We start from the raw sequence: 25981 nt of genomic DNA, 5'->3' as shown, positions 1-25981 counted from the left end.
GGGGCCTAGAGCCCGCTCCGGGACCAGCGGCGGGCGAACTCCGGGCGGCGCAGCGGCCCCACCCCGCGCCACAGCGCCACCGCGGCGGCCAGCAGCCCGGCCCCGGCGGCGCCGGCGGTGAGCGCCAGCTCGTTCGGGCCGCCGTCGTCGGCGTCCTCATGGGCGCGCCCCGGGCCCGAGCCGAAGTAGCGGCTCGCATGGGCCCCCACGGCCGGACGCTGCGCCTGGGGCTTCAGCTTCGCCCCCGCCTTGATCGCCGCCGCCGGGTCCACCAGGCCCGCGCCGAGCTCGTCGCTGCGGCCGCCCGATGGGCGGTCCTGGGCGGTCTCGATGAGCAGCTGCCTGATCTGCCGGGGGCTCAGCTCGGGGTGGGCGGCGCGGACGAGCGCGGCCGCGCCCGAGACGAACGCGGCGGCGGCGCTGGTCCCCCACCCCACGTAGTAGCGCCGGTCGGGGTCGGCGATGACCACGTCGACGCCGGGCCCGCAGACCGCGGCGTACCAGCGGCGGGTGGAGAAGCCGGCGCGCGAGCCGAAGCGGTCCACGGCGGTCACGGCGATCACCCCGGGGTACGCGGCCGGGTAGGAGGTCCGGTCGCCCTCCTCGCCGCCGTTGCCCGCCGAGGCCACCACGACCACGCCCTTGCGCAGCGCGTACTGCACGGCGGCGTCCTCGGCGGGCTCCGGGTGCGCGGACTTGCTGTCGTCGCCCAGCGACAGGTTGATCACATCGGCGCCGTGGTCGGCGGCCCAGCGGATCCCGTTCGCCAGCGCACCGCCGCGCTGTGCGCGGGCCTTCTTGCGCGCCGGGTCGTCCTCTTCGAGGATCACGCGCACCGGCAGGATCTTCGCCTCGGGGGCCACGCCCATCACCCCGTCGCCGCCCGCGGCACCGTGGCCGTGGCCCGCGATGATCCCCGCCATCGCGGTCCCGTGCCCGGCCCACGCGCTGTCGCCGCGCCCGGCGCCGAAGCCGATCAGGTCCTTGCCCGTGAGGACCTGGCCCGCGAGGTCGGGGTGGCTGTCGTCCACGCCGGTGTCGAGCACGGCGACCGTCACGCCCGCGCCCTTGGTGGTCTTCCAGGCGTCGCGCGCGTGGATGGCGTCCAGCGCCCACTCCTGCGCCTGTATCTCGTCCGCCCGCACGGGCGCGGCGGGCAGCAGCGCCAGCCCGGCCGCGGCCAGCCCCGCGCCCACGGCGCGCCGCAGCCGCCGCCAACGTCGCCACCGGGTCGTCACGGGGCCTCCGTCCTGGACACTGCGCGGTGGAAGGCGCGCTCGATCTCCTCGGCGATGCCGCGCGCGTCGTGGCCGAGGCCCGCCTCGGCCGGGGCCGTCGTCGCACCGTTTCGGGTCGCCTCGCCGGCGGGCTGGGGGTCGGTGACCTTCCGGCCGTCGGCGAAGCCGGAGACGGTGTAGACGACGACCGGGGCGTCGGTCAGGACCCGGATCCGCCAACTGGCGCGCTGGGCGTCGCCGAAGTCGGCGGCGGCCGTGCCCTTGGCCGCGTACGGGCGGGGTATCAGGTCGGTGCGCTCGTCGAGCCCCTCGTCGGCGAACCGCTCGCCGAGCTTGCCCATGGCCTCCGGCCCGGCCTTGGTGAACAGCAGGCCGACGGTGGTCACGCCGGTGCTGGTGGCGTCCGTGTAGGTGGCGCGCAGCAGCCGCGCGCAGCCGACCGGGGAGAGGGCCTTGTCGAGCAGCGGGTCGAAGGCACCGCCGCAGCTGCTGTCCGGGGCGACCGCGATCCGGGTCCAGGTGCGTTCGGCGCCACCGGGTCCCTCGCCGCGCAGGGTGCGGGGGAAGAGGTCGTCGACGGGGACGCTGTGCCAGGCGCCGCGCGCCCGGAGGTAGCCGTCACCGGCCACCGGCCGGGGCCCGGAGTCGCCGGTGAGCCAGCTACCGGCCGCCGCGCCGCCGAGCAGCCCGAGGCCGAGGACCAGGCTCGCGGCGGCGGCCGCGACCCTGCCGGGGGTGCGGCGGCCCGCCGTGCCGCCCGGGGCGGCATCGTCGTACGGGCTGTCGGGCGCGGAGCGGCCGGGGCGGCGCCATGGGCCGAACCCGGCGGGCTGGGGGGCGAGCGGAGGCGCGCCGGCCGAGGGGGCGGCTGCGGGGCGGGGCGGGAGGGCGGTGTGACGCGGCCGGGATATGCCCGTGCCGTCGCCCGCGCCCGAGGGCGCGGCCCAGTGCGCGTCCGCGGTCCGGTTCGTGCCCGGGTGCGGGGTCCGGTTCGTGCCCGGTTTCGCTCGGGGGATCCGCAGCGGCACGCCCAGGATCGGGGTGTCCGGATCACCCAGCGGACCGGATCCGGGGGCGGCGCCCGGCGGTGCCGTGGGGCGCGGCGGGGGCGCGGTGTGCGGGGGGTGGGCGGGGCGGGGCGGAGGGATACGCGGGGTGCGCGTCTGTTCCGCTTCGGTGCTCACCTGCACCCCCTCGCACCCTCGAAGACGTGTTCACCTGGTCGCACCCGGCCGCCGTACGCACCCGACGGCCTTGCGACCAAAGTCAGGCAGGTGGGCCCGTATACGGACATCACGCCGCTCACCTGCCGGTCGTGGTGTGCGCGACACTCTACGGTGCGCCGGGCGCCATCCGCACCGGCTGCCCTCTACCCGGTGGTAATGGCCGTCTGGCAAGCTTCGCCCATGTCCGTGCTTTCAGCTGGTCTCCCCACTGATCTCCCTGCCGATCGCGCCCGTTACGACCGGGCCACCGCCCATCTCGAGGCACCGCTGGCGATCGTCGATCTACGGGCCTTCGACGACAACGCCCGCGATCTGGTGCGGCGGGCGCAGGGCAAGCCGATCCGCGTGGCGAGCAAGTCGGTGCGGTGCCGGGCGCTGCTGGACCGGGCGCTGGCCAAGGACGGCTTCGCGGGCATCATGAGCTTCACGCTCGCGGAGTCGCTGTGGCTGGCGCGCGAGGGGTACGAGGACGTGCTGCTGGCCTATCCGTCCGCCGACCGGGACGGGTTCGCCGCGCTGACCGGCGATCCGAAGCTCGCGGCCGCCGTGACGGTGATGGTGGACGACATGAGCCAGCTCGATCTGATCGAGAGTGTGCGCGCCGGGACCGAAGAGGTGCGGGTCTGCCTGGAGTTGGACACCTCGCTGCGGCTGTTCGGCGGGCGGGTGCGGATCGGGGCGCTGCGCTCGCCGCTGCGCGACCCGGCCCGGCTGGCGGAGCTGGCGGAGGCGATCGGGCGCCGGCCGGGCTTCCGCGTGGTCGGGCTGATGGGCTACGAGGGGCATGTGGCGGGCGTGGGCGACGCGGTGGCCGGGCAGCCGCTGCGGTCCCGCGCGATCCGGCTGATGCAGTCCGCCGCGCGGCGTGAGCTGGCCGAGCGCCGCGCGGCGGCAGTGCGGGCCGTCCGGGCGGTGGCGGACCTGGAGTTCGTGAACGGGGGCGGCACGGGCAGTGTGCAGCACACCGCCGCCGAGGGCGCGGTGACGGAGATCGCTGCCGGGTCCGGGCTCTACCAGCCCCGGCTGTTCGACAACTACACCTCCTTCCGCGGCCGTCCGGCCGCCCTCTTCGCCCAGCCGGTGGTGCGCCGCCCGGGCGTGGGCGTGGTCACGGTGCTGGGAGGCGGCTACCCGGCCTCGGGCGCGGCGGGCCGGGACCGGCTGCCGGTGCCGTATCTACCGGAGGGCCTGGCCTACGACCCGATGGAGGGGCCGGGCGAGGTGCAGACACCGCTGCTGGGGACGCCCGCCGACGACCTGCTGATCGGCGACAAGGTGTGGTTCCGGCACGCCAAGGCCGGGGAGCTGTGCGAGCGCTTCGCGGTGCTGCACCTGATCGACGGGGACCGGGTGGTGGACTCGGTGCCCACGTACCGGGGCGAGGGCCACACCTGTCTATGACGGCTCTGTGACGGCGGGCGCCCCGGGCGCGGGGTCAGACCGACTGCCCGTCCCCGTTGTCGCCCAGCGCCTTGATGCCCTTGACGATCTTGTCCATGTCGGACAGCGGCGGCGCCTTGTCGCTGACGTCGAATCCGAAGCGCACCAGGACCATCGTGTCGCGCAGGAGGGGTGACGGGAAGGCGACGGTCTGGACGTAGCCGTCCTCGCCCTTCTTCGTGATCACCTTCCAGCGCACCAGATAGCCCTTCTGCCCGGCGACCGTGACCGCTTCGGACTTGAGCTGCTTGTGCGAGGTGATCCCGCCGTACGACTCCTTGCCGTTCTCCTGGTTCTTGCCGTAGGAGCTCTCGGCCGCCTGCTCGATGTCCTCCTTGGCGATGCCCTCCGCGGACTTGGCCTTGAAGCCCGTGGCCGGCATGGAGAACACACCGCCGCGCAGACACTGGCTGGCAGCGTCGTTGGGGCAGGGGTAGCGGGCCTCGGTGGTGACACCGGCGCCGCCCGCGCTGCTGCGGCTCTCCTGCCAGCCGTCCAGGACCGGCAGACCGATGCCGTTCAGGGCGTCCTCGGAGACGTTCGGGTCGTCGCTGGGCTGGGGGACGGCGCTTTCGGAGGGGTCGCCCGGACCCCCGTCGCCGTCGCCGCCGGAGACGCCCCCGTCACCGCCGTCATCGCTCCCGCCACTGCTCCTGTCCGGGGCCGGCGCGGTGGCGGTCGGCCCGGGCCCGGCCCGGTCACCGCCGTCGTCGGACCCGCCGTCGTCGCCCAGCAGCGCGATGCCGCCCGCGATGGCGGCGGCCACCACGGCCACCACCACGACCGCCGCCGCGATCTTCGGGCCGCGGCCCCGCGCCGGCGCCCCGACCTCCCCGGGCGGGTACACGGGCACGGGCGGGCCGAACGTCTGGCTCGTCGGTCCCGGGGCCTCGCGGGTGTGCTCGGTCCAGGCGAACCCGTCCCACCAGCGTTCGGGGGCGGAGCCGGGGCCTGTGTAGCCGGGGTCCGGGTACCAGCCCGGGGGTGTCGTCATGCTCACGACGTCACCTTATGGGCACACGTCGGCTCAGTACACAGGCCCCACCCGTCCCAACCCTCGACCGCTCACACCGGGGTGACATACGCCCCCGCGATGCCGCCGTCGACGAGGAACTCCGCGGCGTTGACGAACGAGGAGTCGTCGCTGGCCAGGAAGGCCACCGCGGCCGCGATCTCCTCCGGCTCGGCGAAGCGCCCCACCGGGATGTGCACCAGCCGGCGGGCGGCGCGCTCCGGGTCCTTGGCGAACAGCTCCTTCAGCAGGGGGGTGTTGACCGGCCCGGGGCACAGCGCGTTGACCCGGATGCCCTCGCGGGCGAACTGCACGCCCAGCTCGCGCGACATCGCCAGCACCCCGCCCTTGGAGGCCGTGTAGCTGATCTGCGAGGTGGCGGCGCCCATGACGGCCACGAAGGAGGCCGTGTTGATGATCGAGCCCCTGCCCTGCTCGCGCATATAGGGGAGCGCGGCCTTGCAGCACAGGTAGACGGAGGTGAGGTTGACCTCCTGGACCCGCTTCCAGGCGTCCAGGCCGGTGGTGAGGATCGAGTCGTCGTCGGGCGGCGAGATGCCCGCGTTGTTGAAGGCGACGTCGACCGAGCCATAGGTGTCGTACGCGGTCTTGAACAGCGCCTCGACCTGCTCCGGGTCGGTGACGTCCGCCCGGACGTACAACCCGCCGACCTCGTCGGCCGCGGCCTTGCCCGCGCTCTCGTCGATGTCGGCGCACACGACATGCGCGCCCTCGGAGGCCAGGCGGTGCGCGGTGGCCAGGCCGATACCGCTGCCCGCCCCGGTGACGACGGCCGTGCGGCCCACCAGGCGGCGGCACACCGGGGGCTCGGGGGTGTTCGGGTTGTCGGTCACGTCACTGCTCCTCGGTGCTGATGAAGACGTTCTTGGTCTCGGTGAAGGCGGCCAGCGCGCCCGGCCCCAGCTCCCGTCCGAGGCCGGACTGCTTGTAGCCGCCGAACGGGGTCCAGTAGCGCACGCTGCTGTGCGAGTTGACGGAGAGGTTGCCGGCGGCCACGGCCCGCGAGACACGCACGGCGCGGCCCACGTCGCGGGTCCAGACGGACCCCGACAGGCCGTAGTCGGTGGCGTTGGCCAGCCGTACGGCGTCGGCCTCGTCCTCGAAGGGCAGCACCACGGCGACCGGCCCGAAGATCTCCTCGACGGTGGCGCGGTGCCCGGGCCCGGTGCCCTCCAGGACGGTGGCCGGGTACCAGAAGCCCTTGCCCTCGGGGGCCTCGCCGCGGATCGCGACGCGCGCGTCCCCGGTGACGTCCTCGGTGGCGCCCTCGGTGACGTAGGACCGTACGCGCTCGCGCTGGGCGGCGGAGATCAGCGGGCCCATGGCGGTGCCGGGCTCGGCCGGGTCGCCCACCACGACGGAGCGCACGGCGGGCTCCAGCAGCTCCATGAACCGGTCGTAGACGCCGCGCTGGACCAGGATGCGGCTGCGGGCGCAGCAGTCCTGGCCGGTGTTGTCCAGGAACGAGCCGGGGGCCGAGCGCGCGGCCCGCTCGATGTCCGCGTCGGCGAACACGATGTTGGGGCTCTTGCCGCCGAGTTCGAGGGTCACGCGCTTCACGCCCGCCGCGCACTTGGCCATGATCCGCTTGCCGACGGCCGTCGACCCGGTGAAGACGACCTTGGCGACGCGGGGGTGCTCGACCAGCGCCTCGCCCGCGACCGGCCCGGCGCCGGGCAGCACCTGGAAGAGCCCGTCGGGGAGCCCGGCCTCGGTGGCGAGTTCGGCCAGCCGGAGCGCGGTGAGGGGGGTGGTCTCGGCGGGCTTGAGGAGGACGGCGTTGCCGGCCGCGAGGGCGGGGGCGGTGCCCCAGGCGGCGATCGGCATGGGGAAGTTCCATGGCGCGATGACGGCGACGACGCCGAGGGGCTCCTGGAAGGTGATGTTCAGGCCGCCCGGCACGGGGATCTGGCTCCCGGTGAGCCGCTCCACTCCCCCGGCCGCGTACTCCAGCAGGTCGCGGACGTTGCCCGCCTCCCAGCGGGCGTTGCCGATGGGGTGTCCGGCCTCGCGGACCTCCAGTTGGGCCAGCTCCTCGAGGTGGTCGTCGACGGCGGCGGCGAAGCGGCGCAGCAGCCGCGCCCGGTCGCCGGGCGCCAGGGCCGCCCAGCCCGGCTGGGCCCGGGCGGCCCGGGTGACGGCGGCGTCCACGTCGGCCGGGCCGGCGGCGGGGACGGTGGCGATGACCTCCTCGGTGGCGGGGTTGAGTACCTGGTGTTCGTGCGGGTGCTCGTTGCTCACGCGGTGGTTCCTCACATGCGCTCGAAGGACCGGAAGCGCTCCCAGTCCGTGACGGCGGTGTCGTAGGCCTCCTGTTCGACACGCGCCATGTTGAGGTAGTGCTCGACGACCTCCTCGCCGAAGGCGGCCCGCGCTATGGGGGATTCCCGCCACAGCTCGGCGGCGTCGCGCAGGGTGGCCGGGACGTGCTGGGCGTCGCCGTTGTAGGCGTTGCCGGTGCACACCTCGGGGAGCTCCAGCTCCTCCTCGATCCCGTACAGTCCGGCCGCGACCATGCCCGCGACGGCGAGGTAGGGGTTGACGTCGCCGCCGGGGAGGCGGTTCTCCAGGCGGTGGGAGGGGCCGTGGCCGATGACGCGCAGCGCGCAGGTGCGGTTGTCCGGGCCCCAGGCGACGGCGGTGGGGGCGAAGGAGCCGGGGCGGAAGCGCTTGTAGGAGTTGATGTTCGGCGCGTAGAGGAGGGTGAAGTCGCGCATCGCGGCCAGCTGTCCGGCGAGGAAGTGGCGCATCGTCCGGGACATGCCGTACGGGCCGTCGCCGTCGGCGAGCACGGGCGCCCCCGACTCGTCGCGCAGCGAGAGGTGGATATGGCAGGAGTTGCCCTCGCGCTCGTCGTACTTGGCCATGAAGGTCAGCGCCATGCCCTCCTGGGCGGCGATCTCCTTGGCGCCGGTCTTGTAGACGGCGTGCTGGTCGCAGGTGGTCAGGGCGTCGTCGTAGCGGAAGGCGATCTCGTGCTGGCCGAGGTTGCACTCGCCCTTGGCCGACTCGACGGTCATCCCGGCCGCGCCCATCTCGTTGCGGATGCGGCGCAGCAGGGGCTCGACGCGGCCGGTGCCGAGGACGGAGTAGTCGACGTTGTACTGGTTGGCGGGGGTCAGCCCGCGATAGCCGGTGCCCCACGCCTGCTCGTAGGTGTCCTTGAAGACCATGAACTCCAGCTCGGTGCCCGCGTACGCGGTCCAGCCGCGCTCGGCGAGCCGGTCCAGCTGGCGGCGCAGGATCTGGCGCGGGGAGGCGAGCACGGGCGAGCCGTCGTGCCAGGCCAGGTCGGCGGTGATGAGGGCGGTGCCGGGGTTCCAGGGGGTGCGGCGCAGGGTGGCGGTGTCGCCGTTCATGGCGAAGTCGCCGTAGCCGCGCTCCCAGGAGGACATGGCGTAGCCGTCGACGGTGTTCATGTCGGCGTCGACGGCGAGGAGGTAGTTGCATCCCTCCGTGCCGTGGTCCAGGACCTCGTCGAGGAAGAACCGGGCGGCGAACCGCTTGCCCTGGAGCCTGCCCTGCATATCGGTGAAGGCGAGGACGACGGTGTCGATCTCCCCGGTGTCGACGAGTCCGGTCAGTTCGTCGACGGAGAGCGGGGGCGTGCGGTCTGCCACGGTGTTGCCTCCTGTCGGGTACGACTCGGTGCCACAGGAGCCATAAGGTATTCGGGTAGACCATTGATTGGGAAGTAGGTGCGGAAGGTTCCATGGACGGCGGCGGAGGCGGCGCGGCGGCCGCGGGTGGCGGCGCGGGCGGCGGCGCGGACGACCGGCTGGCGCCGGTGCTGCGGCCGGTGCGGGCCGGCAACGGCTTCGAGGAGGCGCTGGAGCAGATACTCCGGGTCCTGCGGCTCGGCCTGGTCCCCGAGGGCGAGCGGCTGCCCGCCGAGCGGGAGCTGGCCGAGCGGCTGCGGATCAGCCGGGTGACGCTGCGCGAGGTGCTGAAGGTGCTGACGGACCAGGGGCTGGTGGAGAGCCGGCGCGGCCGCTACGGCGGCACCTTCGTACGGGCCCGGCCGGAGCCGGCCGACGGCGGCGAGGACGAACTGCGGCGCCGGATCCGGGAGGTGGACGTCGAGGACACCCTGCGGTTCCGGGAGGTCCTGGAGGTGGGCGCGGCCGGGCTGTGCGCGGCGCACGGGCTGTCCGGCGAGCGGGCGGGCCGGCTGCGCGCCGCCCTCGGCGCGACGCGGGAGGCGCCGCTCGCCGACTACCGCCGGCTGGACACGCTGCTCCATCTGACGCTCGCCGAGCTGGCGGGCTCGCCCTCGCTCGCCGCCCAGTACGCGGCCGTCCGCGCCACCGTGAACGACCTGCTGGACCGCATCCCGCTGCTGGTGCGCAACCTGGAGCACTCGCAGGCCCAGCACACGGCGCTGGTCGAGGCGGTGCTGGACGGGGACGCGGACGGGGCGCGCGAGGTGATGCGGGAGCACTGCGAGGGCACGGCGGCGCTGCTGCGCGGCTTTCTGGTCGACAACACCCCCGCCGATAACGGGCAGGGTTAACGGGCGTTTTACGCAGAGGTCTTGCGCAGGCGCGCCGGACGGGGCAAAGGTATGCCTCCAAACCATTGCCCGCGCCTCTCGTGTGGACCAGGAGCATCCATGGCCGACGGAACCGAGTCCCCGCGCACCTCCCTCAGCCCGCCCGGCGGCACCGCACCGGACGCCGGCACCGCGCCCGCCGAGGACGCCTATCTGGAACGCCGCACCCTGCGCCGCGGCAGCGCGGGCCCGCTGCTGCTGACCGGTCTCGGCGTCGCCTATGTCGTCTCCGGCGACTTCTCCGGCTGGAACTTCGGCCTGGCGGAGGGCGGCTTCGGCGGCCTGGCCATCGCCGCCGTGCTGATGGGCCTGATGTACACCTGCATGGTCTTCGCCCTCGCCGAACTGGCGGCGATCCTGCCCACGGCGGGCGGCGGCTACGGCTTCGCGCGGCGCGCCCTCGGCACCTGGGGCGGCTTTCTCACCGGCACCGCGATCCTCATCGAATACGTCCTCGCGCCCGCCGCGATCGCCATCTTCATCGGCGACTACGTCGAGTCGCTCGGGCTCTTCGGCCTGGAGTCCGGCTGGCCCGTCTACCTCGCCTGCTTCGTCATCTTCATCGGCATCCACCTGTGGGGCGTGGGCGAGGCCCTGCGCTTCAGCCTGATCGTCACCGCCGTCGCCGTCGCCGCGCTGCTGATCTTCGCGGTCGGCGCCTTCACCGACTTCGACTCCGGCTCCCTCAATGACATCCCGGTGGACGACTCGGCCCTCGGCGCGAACTCCTGGCTGCCATTCGGGCTGCTCGGCATCTGGTCGGCGTTCCCCTTCGGCATGTGGTTCTTCCTGGGTGTGGAGGGCGTGCCGCTCGCGGCCGAGGAGACCCGCGACCCGGCGCGCACCCTGCCCAGGGCCATGGCCTGGTCGGTGGGCATCCTGCTGGTGCTGGCCCTGCTCACCTTCCTCGCCGCGACCGGGGCGCGCGGCGCGGACGCGGTCCAGGACGCGGGCAACCCCCTCGTCGAGGCGCTACAGCCGGACGGCGAGGCCACCACGCTGTCCCGCATCGTCAACTACGCGGGCCTGGCCGGCCTCGTCGCCTCCTTCTTCTCCCTCATCTACGCCGGCTCACGACAGCTGTTCGCCCTCTCCCGCGCCGGCTACCTCCCCCGCTTCCTCTCCCTGACCAGCCGCCGCAAGGCCCCCTACCTGGGCCTGCTGGTCCCCGGCGCCCTCGGCTTCGCGCTCGCGGCGGCGACCGGCGACGGCGCCCGGATGCTCAATGTCGCGGTCTTCGGCGCCACCATCTCGTACGCGCTGATGTCGCTCTCCCACATCGTCCTGCGCCGCCGCGAGCCGGGGCTGCACCGGCCGTACCGGACCCCGGGCGGGGTGGTGACCTCGTCCGTCGCGTTCGTGCTGGCCTGCTCGGCACTCGTGGCCACCTTCCTGGTGGACAAGGACGCCGCCTTCATCGCGCTCGGCGTCTACGCCGTGGCCCTCGCCTATTTCGCCTTCTACAGCCGGCACCGGCTGGTGGCGGCGGCTCCGGAGGAGGAGTTCGCGGCGCTGGCGGAGGCGGAGGCGGAGCTGTCCCGCGACTGAGAGATTGGACCCTGCGTTGTCAAAGCCCCTTATCGGCATCAGCACCTACCTGGAGTCGGCGGTCAGCTGGGGCGTCTGGCACCTGCCCGCGGCCCTGCTCCCGGCCGGGTACCACCGCCTCGTCCAGCGCGCGGGCGGCCTCGCCGTCATGCTGCCGCCGGACGACGCCCCGGCGTCGGCCGCGTCCGTGGTCTCCCGCCTGGACGCCCTGGTCATCTCGGGCGGCCCCGACGTCGAGCCCGTACGCTACGGCGCCCAGCCCCACGAACGCACCGGCCCGCCCGCGCGGGAGCGGGACGCGTGGGAACTGGCCCTGATCGAGGCGGCGCTGGCGGACGGTGTGCCGCTGCTGGGCATCTGCCGCGGCATGCAACTGCTGAACGTCGCGCGCGGCGGCACGCTGATCCAGCACCTGGACGGCCATGTGGGCCCGCCGGGCGTCTTCGACCGGCACGAGGTCGAGCCGGTGCCGGGCACGCTGCTGGCCCGGATCGCGCCGGAGGCGGTGTCCGTGCCGACGTACCACCACCAGGCCGTGGACCGGCTGGGCGAGGGGCTGACGGTCTCGGCGCGTGCGACAAGGGACGGGACGCTGGAGGCGGTGGAGGTGCCGGGGGACACGGGCTTTGTGCTCGGGGTGCAGTGGCATCCCGAAGCAGGGGAAGATGTGCGGGTCATGCGTGCGCTGGTCGACGCGGCGGCCGCGGCAAGGGACTGAACGTCCAGCGCCTCGCCGATCCCCGGCCATGGGCGATCGGGCCCGCCGGAGCTGCTCCGGCGGGCCCGATCAGAAGAGAAGAGAGGACGCCGACTACGCCCAGAACACGGCCGAGTCTTCGTACTCGTAGGGGTGGCCGGACTTACTGAGGTAGATCTTGACGGAGTAGCCCGCGCCCTCCGTCAAGTCGTGGCCATTCGAGGCACTGTGAGTGACGCAGTTTCCGTTTCCGCCCACGGAAAACTCGTCGTAATAGTGGTAGCCACTGACCTCCAGGTTGACCTTCCAACCGTCGGCCTCGATGTCGCACAGCTCCATGACGTCGCCGTTCGCCCTGAAGCGAACCCGACCGCCCGGGTCGCCGTCGTTGGTGTGCAGCTGATTGTCCCAGGTAGCGGTGGTGGCCGCCCCGGCGGTGGGTGCGCCGAGCAAGGGCACAGCCGCCGCGGCAACGGCCACGGCAAACGCGCTGAGGGTCCTGCGGAACTTCATGTCACTCCCCAAGAGGAAACAAAGCGAAGCAGTGTGCCCGGGGATGTGCACTTTCAACACCCTGGCCATACGCCAGAGTTGAGTGCGGCACATCTGCCTGCTGAGTGGTTGCCGCGAGGAATATAAGAGGCTGGAACAACCATGGTCAACTCCTGTATTCCATGGTTGCGAGCACGGCCGGCCTCAGCGCTCCCCGTCCACCTCGGCGCCGGAGATCCGGGCGGTCGTGGTCGTACCGCCGGGACCGGTCATCGTCGGCTGGAGGGTGAGGGAGATGCGCTGGGTCTCGCTGGTCGAGTACTTGCCGTTGCCGCCGGCCTCGACGACCCAGAAGCGGACCTTGCCGTTCGCGCCGCCCTCTTTGGTGACGGCCACGGTGACCTCGATCTCGATCGGACCGACGTCGAATTTCAGCGCCTCGTGCGCACCCGCGGCGGCCGCGACGGTCAGCTGTGTACGCAACTCGCGGATCATCTCCGACAGTTCGACCATCTCCGCCACGGGCTCCCCCTCGTCACTCGTCCCGAGAGAGGAAATCCTACAAGGGCGCACCGACAGGAAAGGCGAACCAAAAGCGGTCGGCCCGCCGGAAGGGGATCCGGCGGGCCGATCGGGAGAGACGGGGAACTCCGGGCTACGCGACCCAGTCCGCCGAGTCGTCGTAGTCCAGCGGGGTGCCGGACTTGCTGAGGTAGATCTGGAAGTAGTAGTGCTGGTTCTCCGTCAGGTCGTGGCCGTTCGCGGCAGTGTGGGTGACACAGCTGCCGTTGCCGCCCACGGACATGCGGTCGACCACGTTGCCGGTGTAGCCGTGGACGATCGTCAGGTTGACCTTCCAGCCGTCGGCCTCGATGTCGCACAGCTCCACTTTGTCGCCGTCCGCCTTGAAGCGGACGCGACCGCCCGGGTCGCTGTCGTTGGTGTGCATCTGCTCGTCCCACCAGTTGGCCGTGGCGGCGGCACTGGCGGTGGGCGCGGTGAGCAGGGGCGCCCCTGCCGCGGCGATGGCCACCGCGAACGCGGCGAGGCTCTTGCGGTACTTCATGTCACTTCCCAAGAACAGCAAAGAGGATTGATCAACAACGGTCCATTATGAACGGGCCGTTGACCGGCAGGGGCCCGGGCTCCCCTGCGGCAGGGAAGGACGGTCAGGAGTTGATCTCGAACGGGTCGCCGTACACCTTCCACTTCAGCGGGGGTTCGAGGCCGAGGTTGCCCTCGTTGAGGAACTTGCGCTGCTCGGTGTCCACCCGGCTGGTGTCGCTGTGCGCCTCTTCGCTCTGCATGGCCTTCTTGCGGGCGTCCAGGAAGGCGTTGAGGTAGGTCTTCTCGTCGCCGCCCTGCGCCGGGGTCTTGGCCTTGGACATGGCGGTCTTGCGGATGCCGCCGAAGCTGTACTTGCTGTCGCCGGGGCCGTGCATGACGATCGCGTCGTAGTAGATGAACTGGCCCAGCGTGCCGATCCCGTCGGACTTGCCCTGGCTGACGGACGGGTTGAAGTAGACGCGGTCGCGCTCGTGTTCCTGCGCGTCCTGGAACGCCTTGTCCTCGGCGGCCTTCTTCCAGTCCTTGGTGAAGTTGGGGTCGAGGCCGTCGTGGGAGTCGCTGCCGTCGACCTCGCGCAGCGCGGGCAGGTACTTGGCCAGCACGTTGCCGGGCTTGACCTGTGTGTAGTACTCGACGAGTTCGAGCATGTCGCCGGTGCCCGAGCAGAAGCCTATGATCCCGGCGGTGTAGCCGCGCCCGTCGTCTATGTCCTCGATGTACTTGAACTGGGCACGCCAGTCCAGCGAGGAGTTCTCCGCGCTGGAGACCAGCTTCATGGCGATCTCCTTCTTCGCGGGATCGTCCAGATTCTTCACCGCGGCCGTCCGGGGCGCCGCCTCTCCGGCCGGAGCGGACGCCGACGGGGGCGTGTGCTCGGCGGCCTGGCCGATTCCGACACTGGTGAGGACGAGCGCCGCCGGGACGGCTACGGCGGCTGCCACGAGGCCGATCCTCTTGGACATCTGGATCTCCGTTCCTTGTCGACTGTGGGGGAAGCACGCACGGGTCGTCGCGGAAAGACGCTCCCAACGATCCGTTAGGAACCTTTCCTAACCATTCAAGCGAGCGTGCCATGCTCGCGACAAGGGTTATGAAGAAAGAAGCGAAGACGGCGGCCGCGACCGCGCGGCCGCGACCAGGTCGCCCGCTACGCCTGGGGAACCGCTACGCCTGGAGCCCCGCTACGCCTGGGGAAGGGGGACCGCTGCGCCGGGGCCGCCGGTCTGGTCTCCGGGGCCGCCGTCGGATGCCGCGGCGCCGCGCCCCGGGCCCTGCGGCGAGACCGCCGCGGCGGTCAGCGCGCCCGGCGCCGGCCGCGCCGCGATCGCCCGCCACCACGGGTCCAGCGGCAGCCCGGCCACCGGCTCGAACGGCTCTCCGGGCCGGGGCACGGCCACCCGCGCGCCAACCGCCGTCGCCGCGGTCAGCGTGCCCTCGGCCGGCTCCTCCCACGGGTGCGGGGCGAGATTGAAGGTGCCCCAGTGGATCGGGAGCATGATCCCCCGGTCCGGCTCGCCGCCCTGGAGATCCACATGCGCCCGCATCCCCTCCTCCGGGGTCATATGGATGTCGGGCCAGAAGTCGCTGTACGCGCCGATCTGGATCATGGTGGCGTCGAATGGCCCGTGCTCCTCCCCGATCTCGGCGAAGCCGGGGAAGTAGCCGGTGTCCCCGCTGTGGTAGACCCGGTGCTCGGGACCGGCCACCACCCAGGAGGCCCACAGGGTGTGCTGGGTGTTGCGCAGCGCGCGACCGCAGAAGTGGCGCGCCGGGGTGGCGGTGAACCGCAGACCGGCCGCCTCCGTGGACTCTCGCCAGTCCAGCTCGGTCATCCGCTTCGCGGGCACCCCCCAGTGCTCGAGGTGCGCGCCGACGCCCAGCGGCACCACGAAATGCGCCTCCGAGCGCACCAGGGCTCGGATGGTCGGCATGTCGAGGTGGTCGTAGTGGTCGTGGGAGATCACCACCACGTCCACCGGCCCCAGCTCGCGCAGCGGCACCGGCACCGGGTGGACCCGCTTCGGCCCCGCGAAGGAGAGGGGCGAGCAGCGCTCGCCCCACACCGGGTCGAACAGCACCCGCCGCCCGTCGATCTCCGCGAGCACGGTCGAGTGCCCCATCCAGGTCAGCCGCAGCCCGGAGGCGGGCGGCGTGGCCAGGTCGGCGAGGGTGGTCGGGTGCACCGGCACGGGCCCGGCCGGGGCCCGGCGGACGCGCTCCTCCTTGCGGAAATACGTGGGCAGGAACTTCAGCATGGAGCCGGACGGGGCGGTGCGGGCGCTCACCGGGTTCACGAAGACGCCGTTCGCGAAGTTCGGCGACCGACGGATGCGCTCCATCCGCTCCCCCGCCGGGTCGGCCCCGAAGGCGGCGGGGCGCAGGGCGGCGGCGAGCCGGGCACGTTTCTGGCTGGAGCCGGTCACGGCACCTCCTGGATGAGGGGGTGATCACCCCCGTACGGTCTGCGGTGTGGCAGCGCGGCGGCGACCGCCGCGCTGCTTGGACAACTCGCGAGACCACCGACCTTGTTCCGGCGATCAGCAGCCGAGGTTGGATCCGGGGGTGGTGCCCAGTATCTGGACAAACCTCTGATACGAGTCGATCCGGCTCTGCACCTGGCCGGGGTTTCCGCCGTTGCACTCGATGCTGCCGTTGATGCTGCGGATCGTCTCGCCGAAGCCGCGCTGGTTGACCATCGCGTTGTGCGGGGTCATGGTGCCCGGCCCGGTCTGGGTGTTCCAGTACCACAGGGCGGTCTTCCAGGAGACCGCCGCGTCCCGCTCGACCAGGTACGGGTTGTTCAGCAGGTCGATGCCCAGCGCGTCACCGGCCGCCTTGTAGTTGAAGTTCCAGCTGAGCTGGATCGGCCCGCGCCCGTAGTACGCGGCCTGGCCCGCGGGGCAGCCGTAGGGCTGGTTCCAGTCGCAGTAGTGCGGATAGTTGGCCTGATTCTGCTCCACGATGTAGACGAGGCCGCCGGTCTCGTGGCTGACGTTGGCCAGGAAGGCGGCCGCTTCCTGCTTCTTGACGGTGTCGCTGCCGGTGTTCGCGAAGCCGGGGTACGCGCTCAGGGCGGCGGTCAGGCCCTGGTAGGTGTAGAACGAATTCCGGTTCGGGAACATCTGGTTGAACTGGGCCTCGCTCACCACGAACCCGGCCGGGTTCTGGCCCCCGGAGCCGCAGTCGTACGGGTCCCAGTACCAGGTGCTGATGGTCGGGTCATAGCCCGGGTTGTCGTGTTCGGCGCGGTAGTACTTGCCGTCGGTGTACCTCACGATGTCGCCGGCCACGTACCACTTGCCCGCGACCCAGTCCGGGTAGGTGCAGGCCGCGCGGGGGGTGGTGTCCGTGGGGGCCGCGGAGGCGGAGGCCATGGGCATGACAAACAGCAGGGCACAGACGGCCGCCGCGGCGGCGAGAGCGGCCCGGATGCGCTTTCCGGTCAAGGCTCCTCCTTCAGGGGGGACTTGACACCACTGAAGCGGACTTGGTCTATACCAGTCAAGGTATAGACCAAGTCGATGTGGGTCGGGCCGCCGGGCCCGGCGGGTCAGGTCTGGCGCTCCGGGGCGTATCCCTCGGCGTCCAGCCCGAAGGTCCAGGCAACGCCCTCACGGGCCGTTCGGGTGCTCGGCGGCACCCGCAGCCAGTACGTGCGGCTCGTACCGTCCGGCTCCGGGGTGGAGTTGACCACCTCGACCATGGTCACCGGCTCGTCCCCGGTCATGTCGATGCGCCACAGCACGCCGGTCTCGTCGCGGTGCACCGGCCGCGCCCCGGACTCCGTGAGGTAGCGGTCGTAGCCGTAGTACTCGAGCATGACGCGGCGCAGCTCCGCGTTCTCCTCGGCCCGGATGCGCTCGGCGGTCAGCTCGGACAGCTGCTCCAGGAAGGCGGCGGGCACCGGCATGCCCCGCCACGCGTACAGCGCGAAGCCGTCGGGGTACTCCAGCGCCGGCCCGTCGCCGCGGTCGAGACGGCCCGCCTCGTCGCGGTGCAGCGCGACCGGCCGCTCGGCGACGACCACGGCCTTCTCGTACGGCCACCACCACCCGGCGGACCGCGCCACCGCGGCCGGGCCGGCCAGCTCGCCGCTGTCCGCGCCCGCGTCCGCGCCCGCCTCCGGGCCGGCAGCGCCCTCCTCGGTCACCGCCGCGAGCCACGGCGCGTCGTGCTGGCCGAACACCGCGTCCAGCATGGCCAGCCGGACGGCGGACTGCCGGGCCCCGTCCGGCTCCGCTGCCAGGGTCTCGACCACCCCGGTGCGGACGCGCTCGGTGAGGGTGCGGGTGATGTCCCACAGCGCCGCGCCCGTCAGGGCCCATCGCTCGGCCCAGCCCGTGCTGCCCAGCGCGCCGTGCAGCCGCTTCCGCGCGGCCGCCCACGGAAGCGTGCGCACCGCCTCCCGCACAGAGGGGCCCGCCGCGCCCGCCACCGGCTCGACCCCCGCCGCGCGCAGCGCTCCGGTGGCCCGGTCGGCGATCTCCCGCGGCAGCTCGCCGCCCTGGCCGGTCAGCAGCATGGCCGCCGCCGTGCCCTCCAGCGGGGAGCCGACCCATACGATCCGCTCCGGCGCCGCCAGTCCGGCCGCGGCATAGGCCGTGCGCACACCCGCCTCGGCGGCCCCGCGGTCGGCCGGGCCCGTGGCCGCGGCCACCGCCCGCCACCACTCGACCCGGCTCGGCGTATGCGCGCTGTGCGACGCCGTCGTCATGATGCTCATCGTTTTCGTCCCCCGCTCTCAGTCCGCCACGACGCGCACGGCGCCCGGCACGTACTCCCGCTGTCGCACCACGCGGTACCACCCCTTGGGCAGCGGTATCGCCGCGTGTTCCTCGTGCACCACCCGCCCGCCGTCCGGCAGATGGAGATACGAGACGCCGAACGGCCCCGACTCGCGCACCAGCGTGCCCGGCCCGACCACCGCGTGGGCGTGTCCGGTCACCTCGCCCAGCGCCAGCACCAGCCGCCCCCGCGCGTCCCGCGGCTGCCGCGGCAGCGCTTCGGTGTTCGGTGGCAGTGCCTCCTCGGCCACCGGCACGATCAGGACGTCTCCCTGTCGGTACATGCGCTTCTCCCTTTCCACCGCACAGCGGCGCCGGGGCCCACCGCTCATGCGGCGCCCGTCGATGTTCACGACGTTAGGCGTGGGGTCTGACAACGCGGAGGGTCTGACAACGCATCGACAACGCCCGCCGACCCCGCTGTCGGTGGCGCTTGGTAGAACTCTTCGCACGCCCTTAGGAGCAGGGCACGCCCTCTCGAAGCCTCAGGAGATATCCCGTCATGGACCACGCCGCCCACCTCATGAAACTGCACGGCCTGCCGGGCTGCGAGTTCCCGTCGCCCACCAGCAAGCGGGAACTCCCCGAGCCGGAGAACGTGGCCTGGCGGATCTCCTGCAACCCGTACGACAGGGATGGGGAAGAGGGCTTCGCCGGCCGCTTCCAGCGCTTCCTGGACACGGTGGACACCACCCGCGTACGGGCGCTGATCTTCGGCATCTGGGGCGAGGCCTACGGGAACGCCTCCAGCGCGGTCATCGAGCCGCTCGTCGCCGCCAAGGACCGGCTGCCCGCCCTCGAGGCGGTCTTCATCGGCGACATCGAAGCGGAGGAGGCCGAGATCTCCTGGATCGAGCAGTCCGATGTCACCCCGGTCCTCGACGCCTTCCCGCGGCTGCGGGAGTTGGGGGTCCGCGGTGGCTCGAACCTGTCCTTCCCCGCCGTCAAACACGAGCACCTGCGCACGCTCCGGTTCGAGACCGGCGGGCTGCCCGGCGCGGTGGTGCGCGGCGTCTGCGACAGCGAACTGCCCGCGCTGGAGCGGCTGGAGATGTGGCTGGGAGTGGAGGAGTACGGGGGCGACGCGACCGTCGCGGACCTCGGCGGGCTCCTCTCGGGGGGCCGCTTCCCGCAGCTGCGCCATCTGGGCCTCCAGAACAGCGAGATCCAGGACGAGATAGCCGCCGCCGTCGCCGCCGCCCCCGTCGTCGCCCAGCTCGCCTCCCTGGACCTGTCCATGGGCATCCTGACCGACGCGGGCGCCGAGGCCCTGCTCGAAGGCCAGCCGCTGACCCACCTCACGTCGCTGGACCTGCACCACAACTTCTTCTCCGAGGCGATGGAGCAGCGGCTGAGCGACGCCCTGGAGCCCTCCGGCGTGCAGCTCGACCTCTCCGAGAAGGGCGACGAGGACGACGACGGAGAGGGCGAGGTGTGGCGTTACACCGCGGTCTCCGAGTGACGCCCCCCGGCCCGAAGGCCTGGACAGCCGCACACCACGACGACCGAAAGGACCGCACCGCCTCATGATCAGCGCATATCTGGAGACCTTCGCGGGCCTCCCCGTGACCGACTTCGCCACGTCCGGGACCGACGCCTGTGACCTGCCGCCCGCCGATGCCGTGGCCTGGCGGCTGGCCTGCGGCTGGGACGACGACCTCCCCTTCGACAAGCTGTGGCGGAACTTCCTGGAGACCGTTCCGGCGGACCGGGTCCGCGCGATCGTCATCGGCAGTTGGTGGGGCGAGGGAGGGTACGAATCCGTGCAGCCGGTGATCGACCGGCTGACGGAGTCCGCCGAGCGCCTGCCGGCGCTGCGGTCGATCTTTCTCGGCGATGTGACGGCCGAGGAGTGCGAGCTGTCCTGGCTGGAGATGACCGATGTGACGCCGGTGGTCGAGGCGTACCCGCTGCTCGAGGAGTTCGTGGCGCGCGGCTGCGGCTACGGGGCACCCGATGAGGCGCTGGCCTTCCGCCCCGTGCGCCATGAGCGGCTGCGGACGCTGCGGTTCGAGTCCGGCGGTCTGCCCGCGAGTATCGTACGGGCCGTCTGCGACAGCGAGCTGCCCCGCCTCGAACACCTCGCGCTGTGGCTGGGGATCGACCAGTACGGCGGCGACGCCACCGTCGCCGACCTCGCGCCGCTGCTGGCCGGCGGCCGCTTCCCCGAGCTGCGCCATCTGGGCCTTCAGAACAGCGAGATGCAGGACGAGATAGCCGCCGCCGTCGCCGCCGCCCCCGTCGTCGCCCAGCTCGCCTCCCTGGACCTGTCCATGGGCACGCTGACCGACGCGGGCGCCGAGGCCCTGCTCGAAGGCCAGCCGCTGACCCACCTCACAGCGCTCGACCTCCACCACCACTACCTGAGCGAGAAGCTGGCGCAGCGAGTGCGCGAGGCGCTGGAGCCGAGCGGGGTCGAGGTGGACCTCTCGGAGCAGCAACAGCCGCACAGGTGGGCAGGGGACGAGAGCGACGAGGAGCACCGCTATGTCGCCGTCTCCGAATGAGACGCGCCATGAGGGGCGCGGCGACGTGCGCTTCGCGGTGGTCGGCAACCCCGGTGGCCGCCGGGTGGAGATGTTCGCGGACGCCGTGCGGGCGGCGGGGCTGACCGAGCCCCGGGTGCTGCCCTGGCGCGAGGTGCTGTACGACAGCGGGCCCCGGTTCGAGCCGGGCGAGACGGTGCGGCTGGACTCCCCCGGCGAGGACGAGGAGGTGGAGCTGCTGCTGCGCGGCGCCGACGACCCGACCCGCGTCGAGGGCACCGCGCGCTGGTACGCCCGGTTCACCGGCGCCGTGCGCCAGGTCGCCGGGGCGGCCGCGGCGGGGGGCGCGCGGATGCTGGACGATCCGGGCGAGCTGGCCGTCATGTTCGACAAGCGGCTGTGCCACGGCGTGTTGAGCGAGGCCGGGGTCCCGGTGCCGCCGTCGCCGACCTCCGGCCCCCAGGCGCCGCCCGTCCGCGGCTGGGAGGACGTACGGGCGCTGCTGGCGGGCACCGGTGGGCTGCGTCGCGCCTTTGTGAAGCTCGCGCACGGCTCGTCCGCCTCCGGGGTGCTCGCCGTCGAGTGGGGCGCCCACGGCCGGGTGCGCGCCGCGACCTCGGTGGAGCGCACCGCCGACGGGCGGCTGTTCAACTCGCTGCGGGTGCGCCGGTACGAGACGGAGGCGGAGATCGCCGCGATCGTCGACACGCTGGCCCCGGACGGGCTGCACATCGAGCGCTGGGTGCCCAAGGCGGCGCAGCACGGCCGCGCCGCCGACCTGCGCGTCGTGGTGGTCGACGGGCGGGCGAGCCACGCCGTGGTGCGCACCAGCCGCTCCCCGATGACCAATCTCCACCTCGGCGGCATCCGTGGCGACCTGGCCGCCGCGCGCGCCGCGGCGGAGGCGGCCGGGGTGTCCTGGGGCGAGGTGCTGGGCTTGGCGGAGCGGGCGGCGGCCTGTTTCCCTGGCACCCTGTGCGTCGGCGTGGATCTGCTGCCCGGCACCGGATGGCGGCACTTCTCGATCGGCGAGGTCAACGCCTTCGGCGATCTGCTGCCCCGGCTCACCGGCCTGCCCGGCAGCGGCGCGGAGGGCCTGGACACCTACGGCGCGCAGGTCGCGGCCGTGGTCCGGGGGCGAAAGCCCGCGGCAAAAAGGGTGGCGGGAGAGGGCGGCGCCGATGCCGTTGCCTGAGCCCGATATGAACGAGATCGTGGGCAGCCACGATCTGCTGCTGGTCACCCTGGACACCCTGCGCTACGACGTGGCGGCCGAGCTGGCCGCCGAGGGTCGGATCCCGCACCTGGCGAGCCGGATGCCCGGCGGGGCGTGGGACGAGCGGCATGCGCCCGGCAGCTTCACCTACGCCTCGCACCAGGCGATGTTCGCCGGGTTCCTGCCCACACCCGCCGCGCCGGGTCCGCACCGGCGGCTGTTCGCCGCCCGGTTCGCGGGCAGCGAGACCACCGCCGAGGGCACCTATGTGTTCGACACCCCGGACCTGGTGTCCGGGCTCGCGGCCGCCGGGTATCACACGGTCTGCGTGGGCGGGGTGGGGTTCTTCAACAAGCGGGGTGCGCTGGGCTCGGTGCTCCCCGGGCTCTTCCAGGAGAGCCACTGGGAGCCGGAGTTCGGCGTTCCGTCCCCCACCTCCTTCGAGGCGCAGGTCGCGTGCGCCGAGAAGGTCATCGCCGGGCTGGAGCCTGACCGCCGACTGTTCCTCTTCGTGAACATCTCGGCGCTGCACCAGCCCAACTGGTTCCATCTGCCCGGCGCGACCCGCGAGGCGGGCGACTCGCGCGCCACGCACGCCGCCGCACTTGAGTACGTCGACCGCCACATCGGCCGGCTGTTCTCCGCGATGAGCGGCCGCGGCCCGGGCTTCGCGATCGTCTGCTCCGACCACGGCACGGCGTACGGAGACGACGGCTACACGGGCCACCGGCTCGGCCATGAAGTCGTCTGGACCGTGCCGTACACCCACTTCTTCCTCGAGGCCTCATGACCACCAGCACCACCGTCAGCCACGCCACCGGTACCGCCGCGCCCGTCCGCCCGTACCAGTCGTACGTCTACGCGTACCCGCACAAGACCGCCTACCGCCCGCTGGACCCGCGGCCCGCGCTGCGCGAGCTGTGGGAGGAGGAGCCCAAGGACTCGCTCTCGCTGTATCTGCACATCCCCTTCTGCGAGGTGCGCTGCGGCTTCTGTAATCTCTTCACGCGCGTCGGCGCCCCCGAGGGGCTGGTGAGCGCCTATCTGGGCGCCCTGGAGCGGCAGGCCGACACGGTCCGCGAGGCGCTGGGCGACCGGGCCCGGTTCACCACGGCGGCCTTCGGCGGCGGCACCCCGACCTTCCTGGAGGCCGCCGAGCTGGAGCGGCTGTGCGATATCGCGAGCCGGCGCATGGGGGCCGATCTGGCGGCCGTTCCGCTCTCGGTCGAGGCGTCCCCGGCCACCGCCACCGCCGACCGGCTGGCCGTGCTGGCCGAGCGCGGCACCACCCGGCTGAGCCTGGGCGTGCAGAGCTTCGTGGACGACGAGGCGCGCTCGGCGGTGCGGCCGCAGCGCCGGGAGGACGTCGAGGCGGCGCTGGGGCGGATCCGCGAGGCCGGTATCCCCGTGCTCAACATCGATCTGATCTACGGCATCGACGGGCAGACCGAGCGGACCTGGCGGCGGTCCCTGGACGCCGCCCTGGCCTGGCGCCCCGAGGAGCTGTATCTGTATCCGCTGTACGTGCGCCCGCTGACCGGTCTGGGCCGCCGCGACGCCGCGGCCACCGACGCGGAGTGGGACGCCCAGCGGCTGCGGCTGTACCGGTCGGGCCGGGACCACTTGCTCGCCCACGGCTATGAGCAGGTGTCCATGCGCATGTTCCGCCGCCGGGACGCGCCCGGGACCGGCAGGGAGCCAGGCGGCGGGGACGACTACGCCTGCCAGACCGACGGCATGGTCGGTCTTGGCTGCGGCGCCCGCTCGTACACCTCGGCGCTGCACTACTCGTTCGACTACGCGGTGGACATGCGGGAGATCCGCGGCATCATCGACGACTACACGGCGCGGCCCGCGGCCGACTTCGCGCGCGCCGAGGTGGGCCGCGCGATGACCGGGGACGAGGCCCGCCGGCGCCATCTTCTCCAGTCGGTCCTCCAGGCGGACGGCATGCCGGTCGCCGGCTACCGGGCACGGTTCGGCACCGACCCGGCCGAGGACTTCCCTACCGAGCTGGCGCGGTTCGCCGAGCGCGGCTGGCTGGACCCGGACGCCGCCCCCGGACTGCTGCGGCTCTCCGCCGAGGGGCTGGCGTACTCCGACGCGCTCGGGCCGGAGCTGTTCTCCCCCGCGGTGCGCGCCGCCATGGCCGACTACGACCTGAAGTGAGGCGACCGGCGTGGACCTGACGATCCTCTACCGCGGCCCGCTGGCCTCGTGCGACTACGACTGCCCCTACTGCCCGTTCGCCAAGCGGCGCGACACCCCGGAGCAGCTGCGCGCCGACCGGGCCGCGCTGGAGCGCTTCACCGCCTGGGCGGCGGCGAACACGGGCGACCGGCTGTCGGTGCTGTTCACCCCGTGGGGCGAGGGACTGGTGCGCTCCTGGTACCGCCGTGCGCTGACCGAGCTCAGCCGGCTGCCGCACATCGCCCGGGTGGCGATCCAGACGAATCTCAGCTGCCGTACGGGCTGGCTGGCGGAGGCCGACACGGACACCGTGGCGCTGTGGTGCACCTTCCACCCGGGCCAGACGCCGTACGACCGGTTCCTGGCCAAGAGCCGTGAGCTGGCGGCGCTCGGGGTGCGCCACAGCGTCGGCATCGTCGGCCTGCCCGAGCATCTGGAGCCCGCCCGGAGGCTGCGCGCCGAGCTGCCCGAGCACGTCTATCTGTGGGTCAACGCGGCCGAGGGGCGCTCCTATACGGACGAGGAGGCGACCGAGTGGACCGCGCTCGACCCGCTGTTCGGCTACAGCCGCCATCCGCACCGAAGCGCCGGTCTGCCGTGCCGGACCGGCGCTTCGGTGATCTCGGTGGACGGCGACGGCACGGTGCGCCGCTGCCATTTCGTCCGGGCGGAACTGGGCAATCTCTACGACGGGTCGTACCGCGCGGCCCTGGCACCCCGTTCCTGCCCGCTCGCCGTCTGCGACTGCCATATCGGCTATGTGCACCTGGAGTCGCTGCCGCTGTACGACGTCTTCGCGGGCGGGGTGCTGGAGCGGATTCCGGCCACGGCCGGCCCGGTTCGGATCAGGCGAGGAGGAAGTCCGCTTCGCCTGACTTCGCCCCCTGGATGAACCGCTTCATCTCCAGGTGCGTGTAGATGAGGGCCGGCCCGTCCGGATCCGTGGACTGGCGCAGCGCGACCCTTCCGTCCTTCAGTCTCATGGCCTCGACGCAACTTCCCCCGTTGCCGCCGCTCCACGGCTTGTGCCAGCCCTCGGTTCCGAGGTCGGTCGCCGGCATTCCGCTGTAGACGCGGTCCCTGCGAATGCGATCCATTGGTCAGATCTCCTTGCGAATGCCACTCAGAATGGCCTGAGTGGTCTGTGCAGGCGCGGCCTGCGCACACATCCGGTCCAAGGCCTCCAGGAACGCCGAAACGTCATCGCGCTGGTCGTAGTAGGAGCCGCTGACGAGCGACTCCGTGTACGCGATATCCGGCAACTCCTGGATCGGGAACCGGAAGATATGGAAGGGGCCGTACATCGCCGGATGGGGCCCGGCGTCGAACGGCATGATCTGCAACCTGATGTTGGACAAGGTCGCGGCATCGATGAGCCGCGTGATCTGATCGCGCATGACGTCGGGCCCGCCAATGGGACGGCGCAGCACCGTTTCGTCCATCACCACCCAGAGCATCGGTGAGTTCTCGCGGATGAGGAGGGACTGCCGCTCCATGCGCAGGGCGACATTGCGCTCGATCTCCGATTCGGGGGCGTGCGGCATGCCGGCGCGCAGCACCGCACGGGCGTAGTCCTCGGTCTGGAGCAGCCCGGGGACATAGTGCGGCTCGTAGGCCCGGATGAGGTTGGCCTCGCCCTCGAGGCTGACGAACGTGTTGAACCACTCCGGCAGTACATCCCGGAAGCGGTGCCACCAGCCGGGCTTGTTGGCCTCGCGCGCGAGGGAGAGGAACCCCTCGACCTCCTCCGGGTCGGTGACCCCGTAGGTGCGCAGCAACTTCTCGACATACGGGAGCTTCAGGCCGACCTCGGCCTTCTCCATGCGGCGGATCGTGGCATGGGTGACGTCGAGCGCGCGTCCCGCCCGCTCGTACGACAGCCCGGCCTTCTCCCTGAGGTCCTGTAGCCGCTTGCCGAGCACGACTCTCAGGACGGTCGGGGCGCCGCCGCCCGCCCTCGCATCCGGCACTACCGTCCCCCTCCAACTACCTTCACATCACAGCAGTCTGG

The 25981-nt window shown here is 72.5% G+C and carries 26 protein-coding genes; 10 read left to right on the top strand and 16 right to left on the bottom strand.

The window, feature by feature from the left end; all coding sequences use genetic code 11:
• Positions 1 to 5 precede the first annotated feature (5 nt).
• Together mycP and ACZ4WQ_RS24690 are read right to left on the bottom strand one after the other, a co-directional pair.
• On the bottom strand, positions 6 to 1238 hold the full coding sequence (mycP, locus tag ACZ4WQ_RS24695; RefSeq protein ID WP_385344770.1) for a type VII secretion-associated serine protease mycosin: 1233 nt from the start codon (positions 1236 to 1238) through the stop codon (positions 6 to 8).
• A complete protein-coding gene (locus tag ACZ4WQ_RS24690) occupies positions 1235 to 2422 on the bottom strand; it encodes a hypothetical protein (protein WP_468022399.1) in 1188 nt (395 codons plus the stop codon). Before ACZ4WQ_RS24690 ends, mycP begins: the two co-directional genes overlap by 4 nt.
• Positions 2423 to 2644: 222 nt before the next feature.
• Between ACZ4WQ_RS24690 and ACZ4WQ_RS24685 the strand changes: the two genes are divergently transcribed.
• Positions 2645 to 3865, top strand: a complete 1221-nt coding sequence (locus ACZ4WQ_RS24685; protein WP_311725677.1) for an amino acid deaminase/aldolase — start codon at positions 2645 to 2647, stop codon at positions 3863 to 3865.
• A 34-nt stretch (positions 3866 to 3899) separates the two neighbouring features.
• Here ACZ4WQ_RS24685 and ACZ4WQ_RS24680 read toward each other — a convergent pair whose 3' ends face one another.
• The 4 genes from ACZ4WQ_RS24680 to ACZ4WQ_RS24665 form a co-directional block, all read right to left on the bottom strand.
• Positions 3900 to 4898: a DUF2510 domain-containing protein gene (locus ACZ4WQ_RS24680; RefSeq protein WP_468022398.1), complete on the bottom strand. Its 999-nt coding sequence runs from the start codon at positions 4896 to 4898 to the stop codon at positions 3900 to 3902.
• A gap of 71 nt (positions 4899 to 4969) precedes the next feature.
• Positions 4970 to 5770, bottom strand: coding sequence for a 3-oxoacyl-ACP reductase (locus tag ACZ4WQ_RS24675; protein ID WP_468022397.1), 801 nt, complete (start codon positions 5768 to 5770; stop codon positions 4970 to 4972).
• 1 nt (position 5771) lies between these two features.
• Positions 5772 to 7178: an aldehyde dehydrogenase family protein gene (locus tag ACZ4WQ_RS24670; RefSeq protein WP_468022396.1), complete on the bottom strand. Its 1407-nt coding sequence runs from the start codon at positions 7176 to 7178 to the stop codon at positions 5772 to 5774.
• Positions 7179 to 7189: 11 nt separating this feature from the next.
• Positions 7190 to 8557 (bottom strand): glutamine synthetase family protein, encoded by a 1368-nt coding sequence (locus tag ACZ4WQ_RS24665; protein WP_468022395.1) that lies wholly within the window; start codon positions 8555 to 8557, stop codon positions 7190 to 7192.
• 92 nt (positions 8558 to 8649) lie between these two features.
• On the opposite strand from ACZ4WQ_RS24665, the gene ACZ4WQ_RS24660 reads away from it, so the two are divergent.
• The 3 genes from ACZ4WQ_RS24660 (at position 8650) to ACZ4WQ_RS24650 (ending at position 11755) form a co-directional block, all read left to right on the top strand.
• On the top strand, positions 8650 to 9450 hold the full coding sequence (locus tag ACZ4WQ_RS24660; RefSeq protein ID WP_468022394.1) for a FadR/GntR family transcriptional regulator: 801 nt from the start codon (positions 8650 to 8652) through the stop codon (positions 9448 to 9450).
• Between the two features lie 99 nt (positions 9451 to 9549).
• The gene (eat, locus tag ACZ4WQ_RS24655; protein WP_385344749.1) at positions 9550 to 11037 is read left to right on the top strand and encodes an ethanolamine permease; all 1488 of its coding nucleotides are present in this window, start codon (positions 9550 to 9552) and stop codon (positions 11035 to 11037) included.
• Between the two features lie 16 nt (positions 11038 to 11053).
• Positions 11054 to 11755, top strand: coding sequence for a gamma-glutamyl-gamma-aminobutyrate hydrolase family protein (locus tag ACZ4WQ_RS24650; protein WP_398373982.1), 702 nt, complete (start codon positions 11054 to 11056; stop codon positions 11753 to 11755).
• Between the two features lie 93 nt (positions 11756 to 11848).
• On the opposite strand, the gene ACZ4WQ_RS24645 is transcribed toward ACZ4WQ_RS24650, so the two are convergent.
• The 8 genes from ACZ4WQ_RS24645 to ACZ4WQ_RS24610 form a co-directional block, all read right to left on the bottom strand.
• On the bottom strand, positions 11849 to 12247 hold the full coding sequence (locus tag ACZ4WQ_RS24645; RefSeq protein WP_311725669.1) for a hypothetical protein: 399 nt from the start codon (positions 12245 to 12247) through the stop codon (positions 11849 to 11851).
• Between the two features lie 183 nt (positions 12248 to 12430).
• Positions 12431 to 12739, bottom strand: coding sequence for a trypco2 family protein (locus ACZ4WQ_RS24640; RefSeq protein WP_311725899.1), 309 nt, complete (start codon positions 12737 to 12739; stop codon positions 12431 to 12433).
• A 142-nt stretch (positions 12740 to 12881) separates the two neighbouring features.
• A complete protein-coding gene (locus tag ACZ4WQ_RS24635) occupies positions 12882 to 13292 on the bottom strand; it encodes a hypothetical protein (protein ID WP_398373981.1) in 411 nt (136 codons plus the stop codon).
• A 103-nt stretch (positions 13293 to 13395) separates the two neighbouring features.
• The gene (locus tag ACZ4WQ_RS24630; protein ID WP_311725667.1) at positions 13396 to 14256 is read right to left on the bottom strand and encodes a chitosanase; all 861 of its coding nucleotides are present in this window, start codon (positions 14254 to 14256) and stop codon (positions 13396 to 13398) included.
• Positions 14257 to 14475: 219 nt separating this feature from the next.
• Entirely contained in the window at positions 14476 to 15717 is a 1242-nt protein-coding gene (locus tag ACZ4WQ_RS24625; protein WP_398373980.1) for an MBL fold metallo-hydrolase, read from the bottom strand.
• A gap of 114 nt (positions 15718 to 15831) precedes the next feature.
• A complete protein-coding gene (locus ACZ4WQ_RS24620) occupies positions 15832 to 16740 on the bottom strand; it encodes a glycoside hydrolase family 19 protein (protein ID WP_311725665.1) in 909 nt (302 codons plus the stop codon).
• Between the two features lie 104 nt (positions 16741 to 16844).
• Positions 16845 to 18017, bottom strand: a complete 1173-nt coding sequence (locus ACZ4WQ_RS24615; RefSeq protein ID WP_398373979.1) for a DUF6745 domain-containing protein — start codon at positions 18015 to 18017, stop codon at positions 16845 to 16847.
• Positions 18018 to 18035: 18 nt separating this feature from the next.
• Complete coding sequence (locus tag ACZ4WQ_RS24610; protein WP_065965941.1) at positions 18036 to 18362, bottom strand: hypothetical protein; 327 nt, start codon at positions 18360 to 18362, stop codon at positions 18036 to 18038.
• A 218-nt stretch (positions 18363 to 18580) separates the two neighbouring features.
• Between ACZ4WQ_RS24610 and ACZ4WQ_RS24605 the strand changes: the two genes are divergently transcribed.
• The 6 genes from ACZ4WQ_RS24605 (at position 18581) to ACZ4WQ_RS24580 (ending at position 24862) form a co-directional block, all read left to right on the top strand.
• A complete protein-coding gene (locus ACZ4WQ_RS24605; RefSeq protein ID WP_398373978.1) occupies positions 18581 to 19540 on the top strand; it encodes an STM4015 family protein in 960 nt (319 codons plus the stop codon).
• A 64-nt stretch (positions 19541 to 19604) separates the two neighbouring features.
• Positions 19605 to 20585, top strand: coding sequence for an STM4015 family protein (locus ACZ4WQ_RS24600; RefSeq protein ID WP_398373977.1), 981 nt, complete (start codon positions 19605 to 19607; stop codon positions 20583 to 20585).
• Entirely contained in the window at positions 20566 to 21759 is a 1194-nt protein-coding gene (locus ACZ4WQ_RS24595) for an STM4014 family protein (protein WP_361191952.1), read from the top strand. The genes ACZ4WQ_RS24600 and ACZ4WQ_RS24595 overlap by 20 nt, the downstream gene beginning before the upstream one ends.
• A 7-nt stretch (positions 21760 to 21766) precedes the next feature.
• On the top strand, positions 21767 to 22570 hold the full coding sequence (locus ACZ4WQ_RS24590) for an STM4013/SEN3800 family hydrolase (RefSeq protein ID WP_398374023.1): 804 nt from the start codon (positions 21767 to 21769) through the stop codon (positions 22568 to 22570).
• Positions 22567 to 23949 carry an STM4012 family radical SAM protein gene (locus ACZ4WQ_RS24585; protein ID WP_468022393.1) on the top strand — a complete coding sequence of 461 codons (1383 nt, stop codon included), beginning with the start codon at positions 22567 to 22569 and terminating at the stop codon, positions 23947 to 23949. The genes ACZ4WQ_RS24590 and ACZ4WQ_RS24585 overlap by 4 nt, the downstream gene beginning before the upstream one ends.
• Positions 23950 to 23959: 10 nt before the next feature.
• Positions 23960 to 24862, top strand: a complete 903-nt coding sequence (locus ACZ4WQ_RS24580) for an STM4011 family radical SAM protein (protein WP_311725657.1) — start codon at positions 23960 to 23962, stop codon at positions 24860 to 24862.
• Here the strand turns inward: ACZ4WQ_RS24580 and ACZ4WQ_RS24575 are convergent.
• Positions 24816 to 25067 carry a DUF397 domain-containing protein gene (locus tag ACZ4WQ_RS24575; protein WP_311725656.1) on the bottom strand — a complete coding sequence of 84 codons (252 nt, stop codon included), beginning with the start codon at positions 25065 to 25067 and terminating at the stop codon, positions 24816 to 24818. The genes ACZ4WQ_RS24580 and ACZ4WQ_RS24575 overlap by 47 nt on opposite strands.
• A gap of 3 nt (positions 25068 to 25070) precedes the next feature.
• Positions 25071 to 25940 carry a helix-turn-helix domain-containing protein gene (locus ACZ4WQ_RS24570; RefSeq protein ID WP_358844712.1) on the bottom strand — a complete coding sequence of 290 codons (870 nt, stop codon included), beginning with the start codon at positions 25938 to 25940 and terminating at the stop codon, positions 25071 to 25073.
• Positions 25941 to 25981: the final 41 nt, after the last annotated feature.

The sequence above is a fragment of the Streptomyces sp. NPDC028305 genome (assembly GCF_055569495.1).
This window is presented reverse-complemented; position numbering and strand designations above follow the sequence as displayed.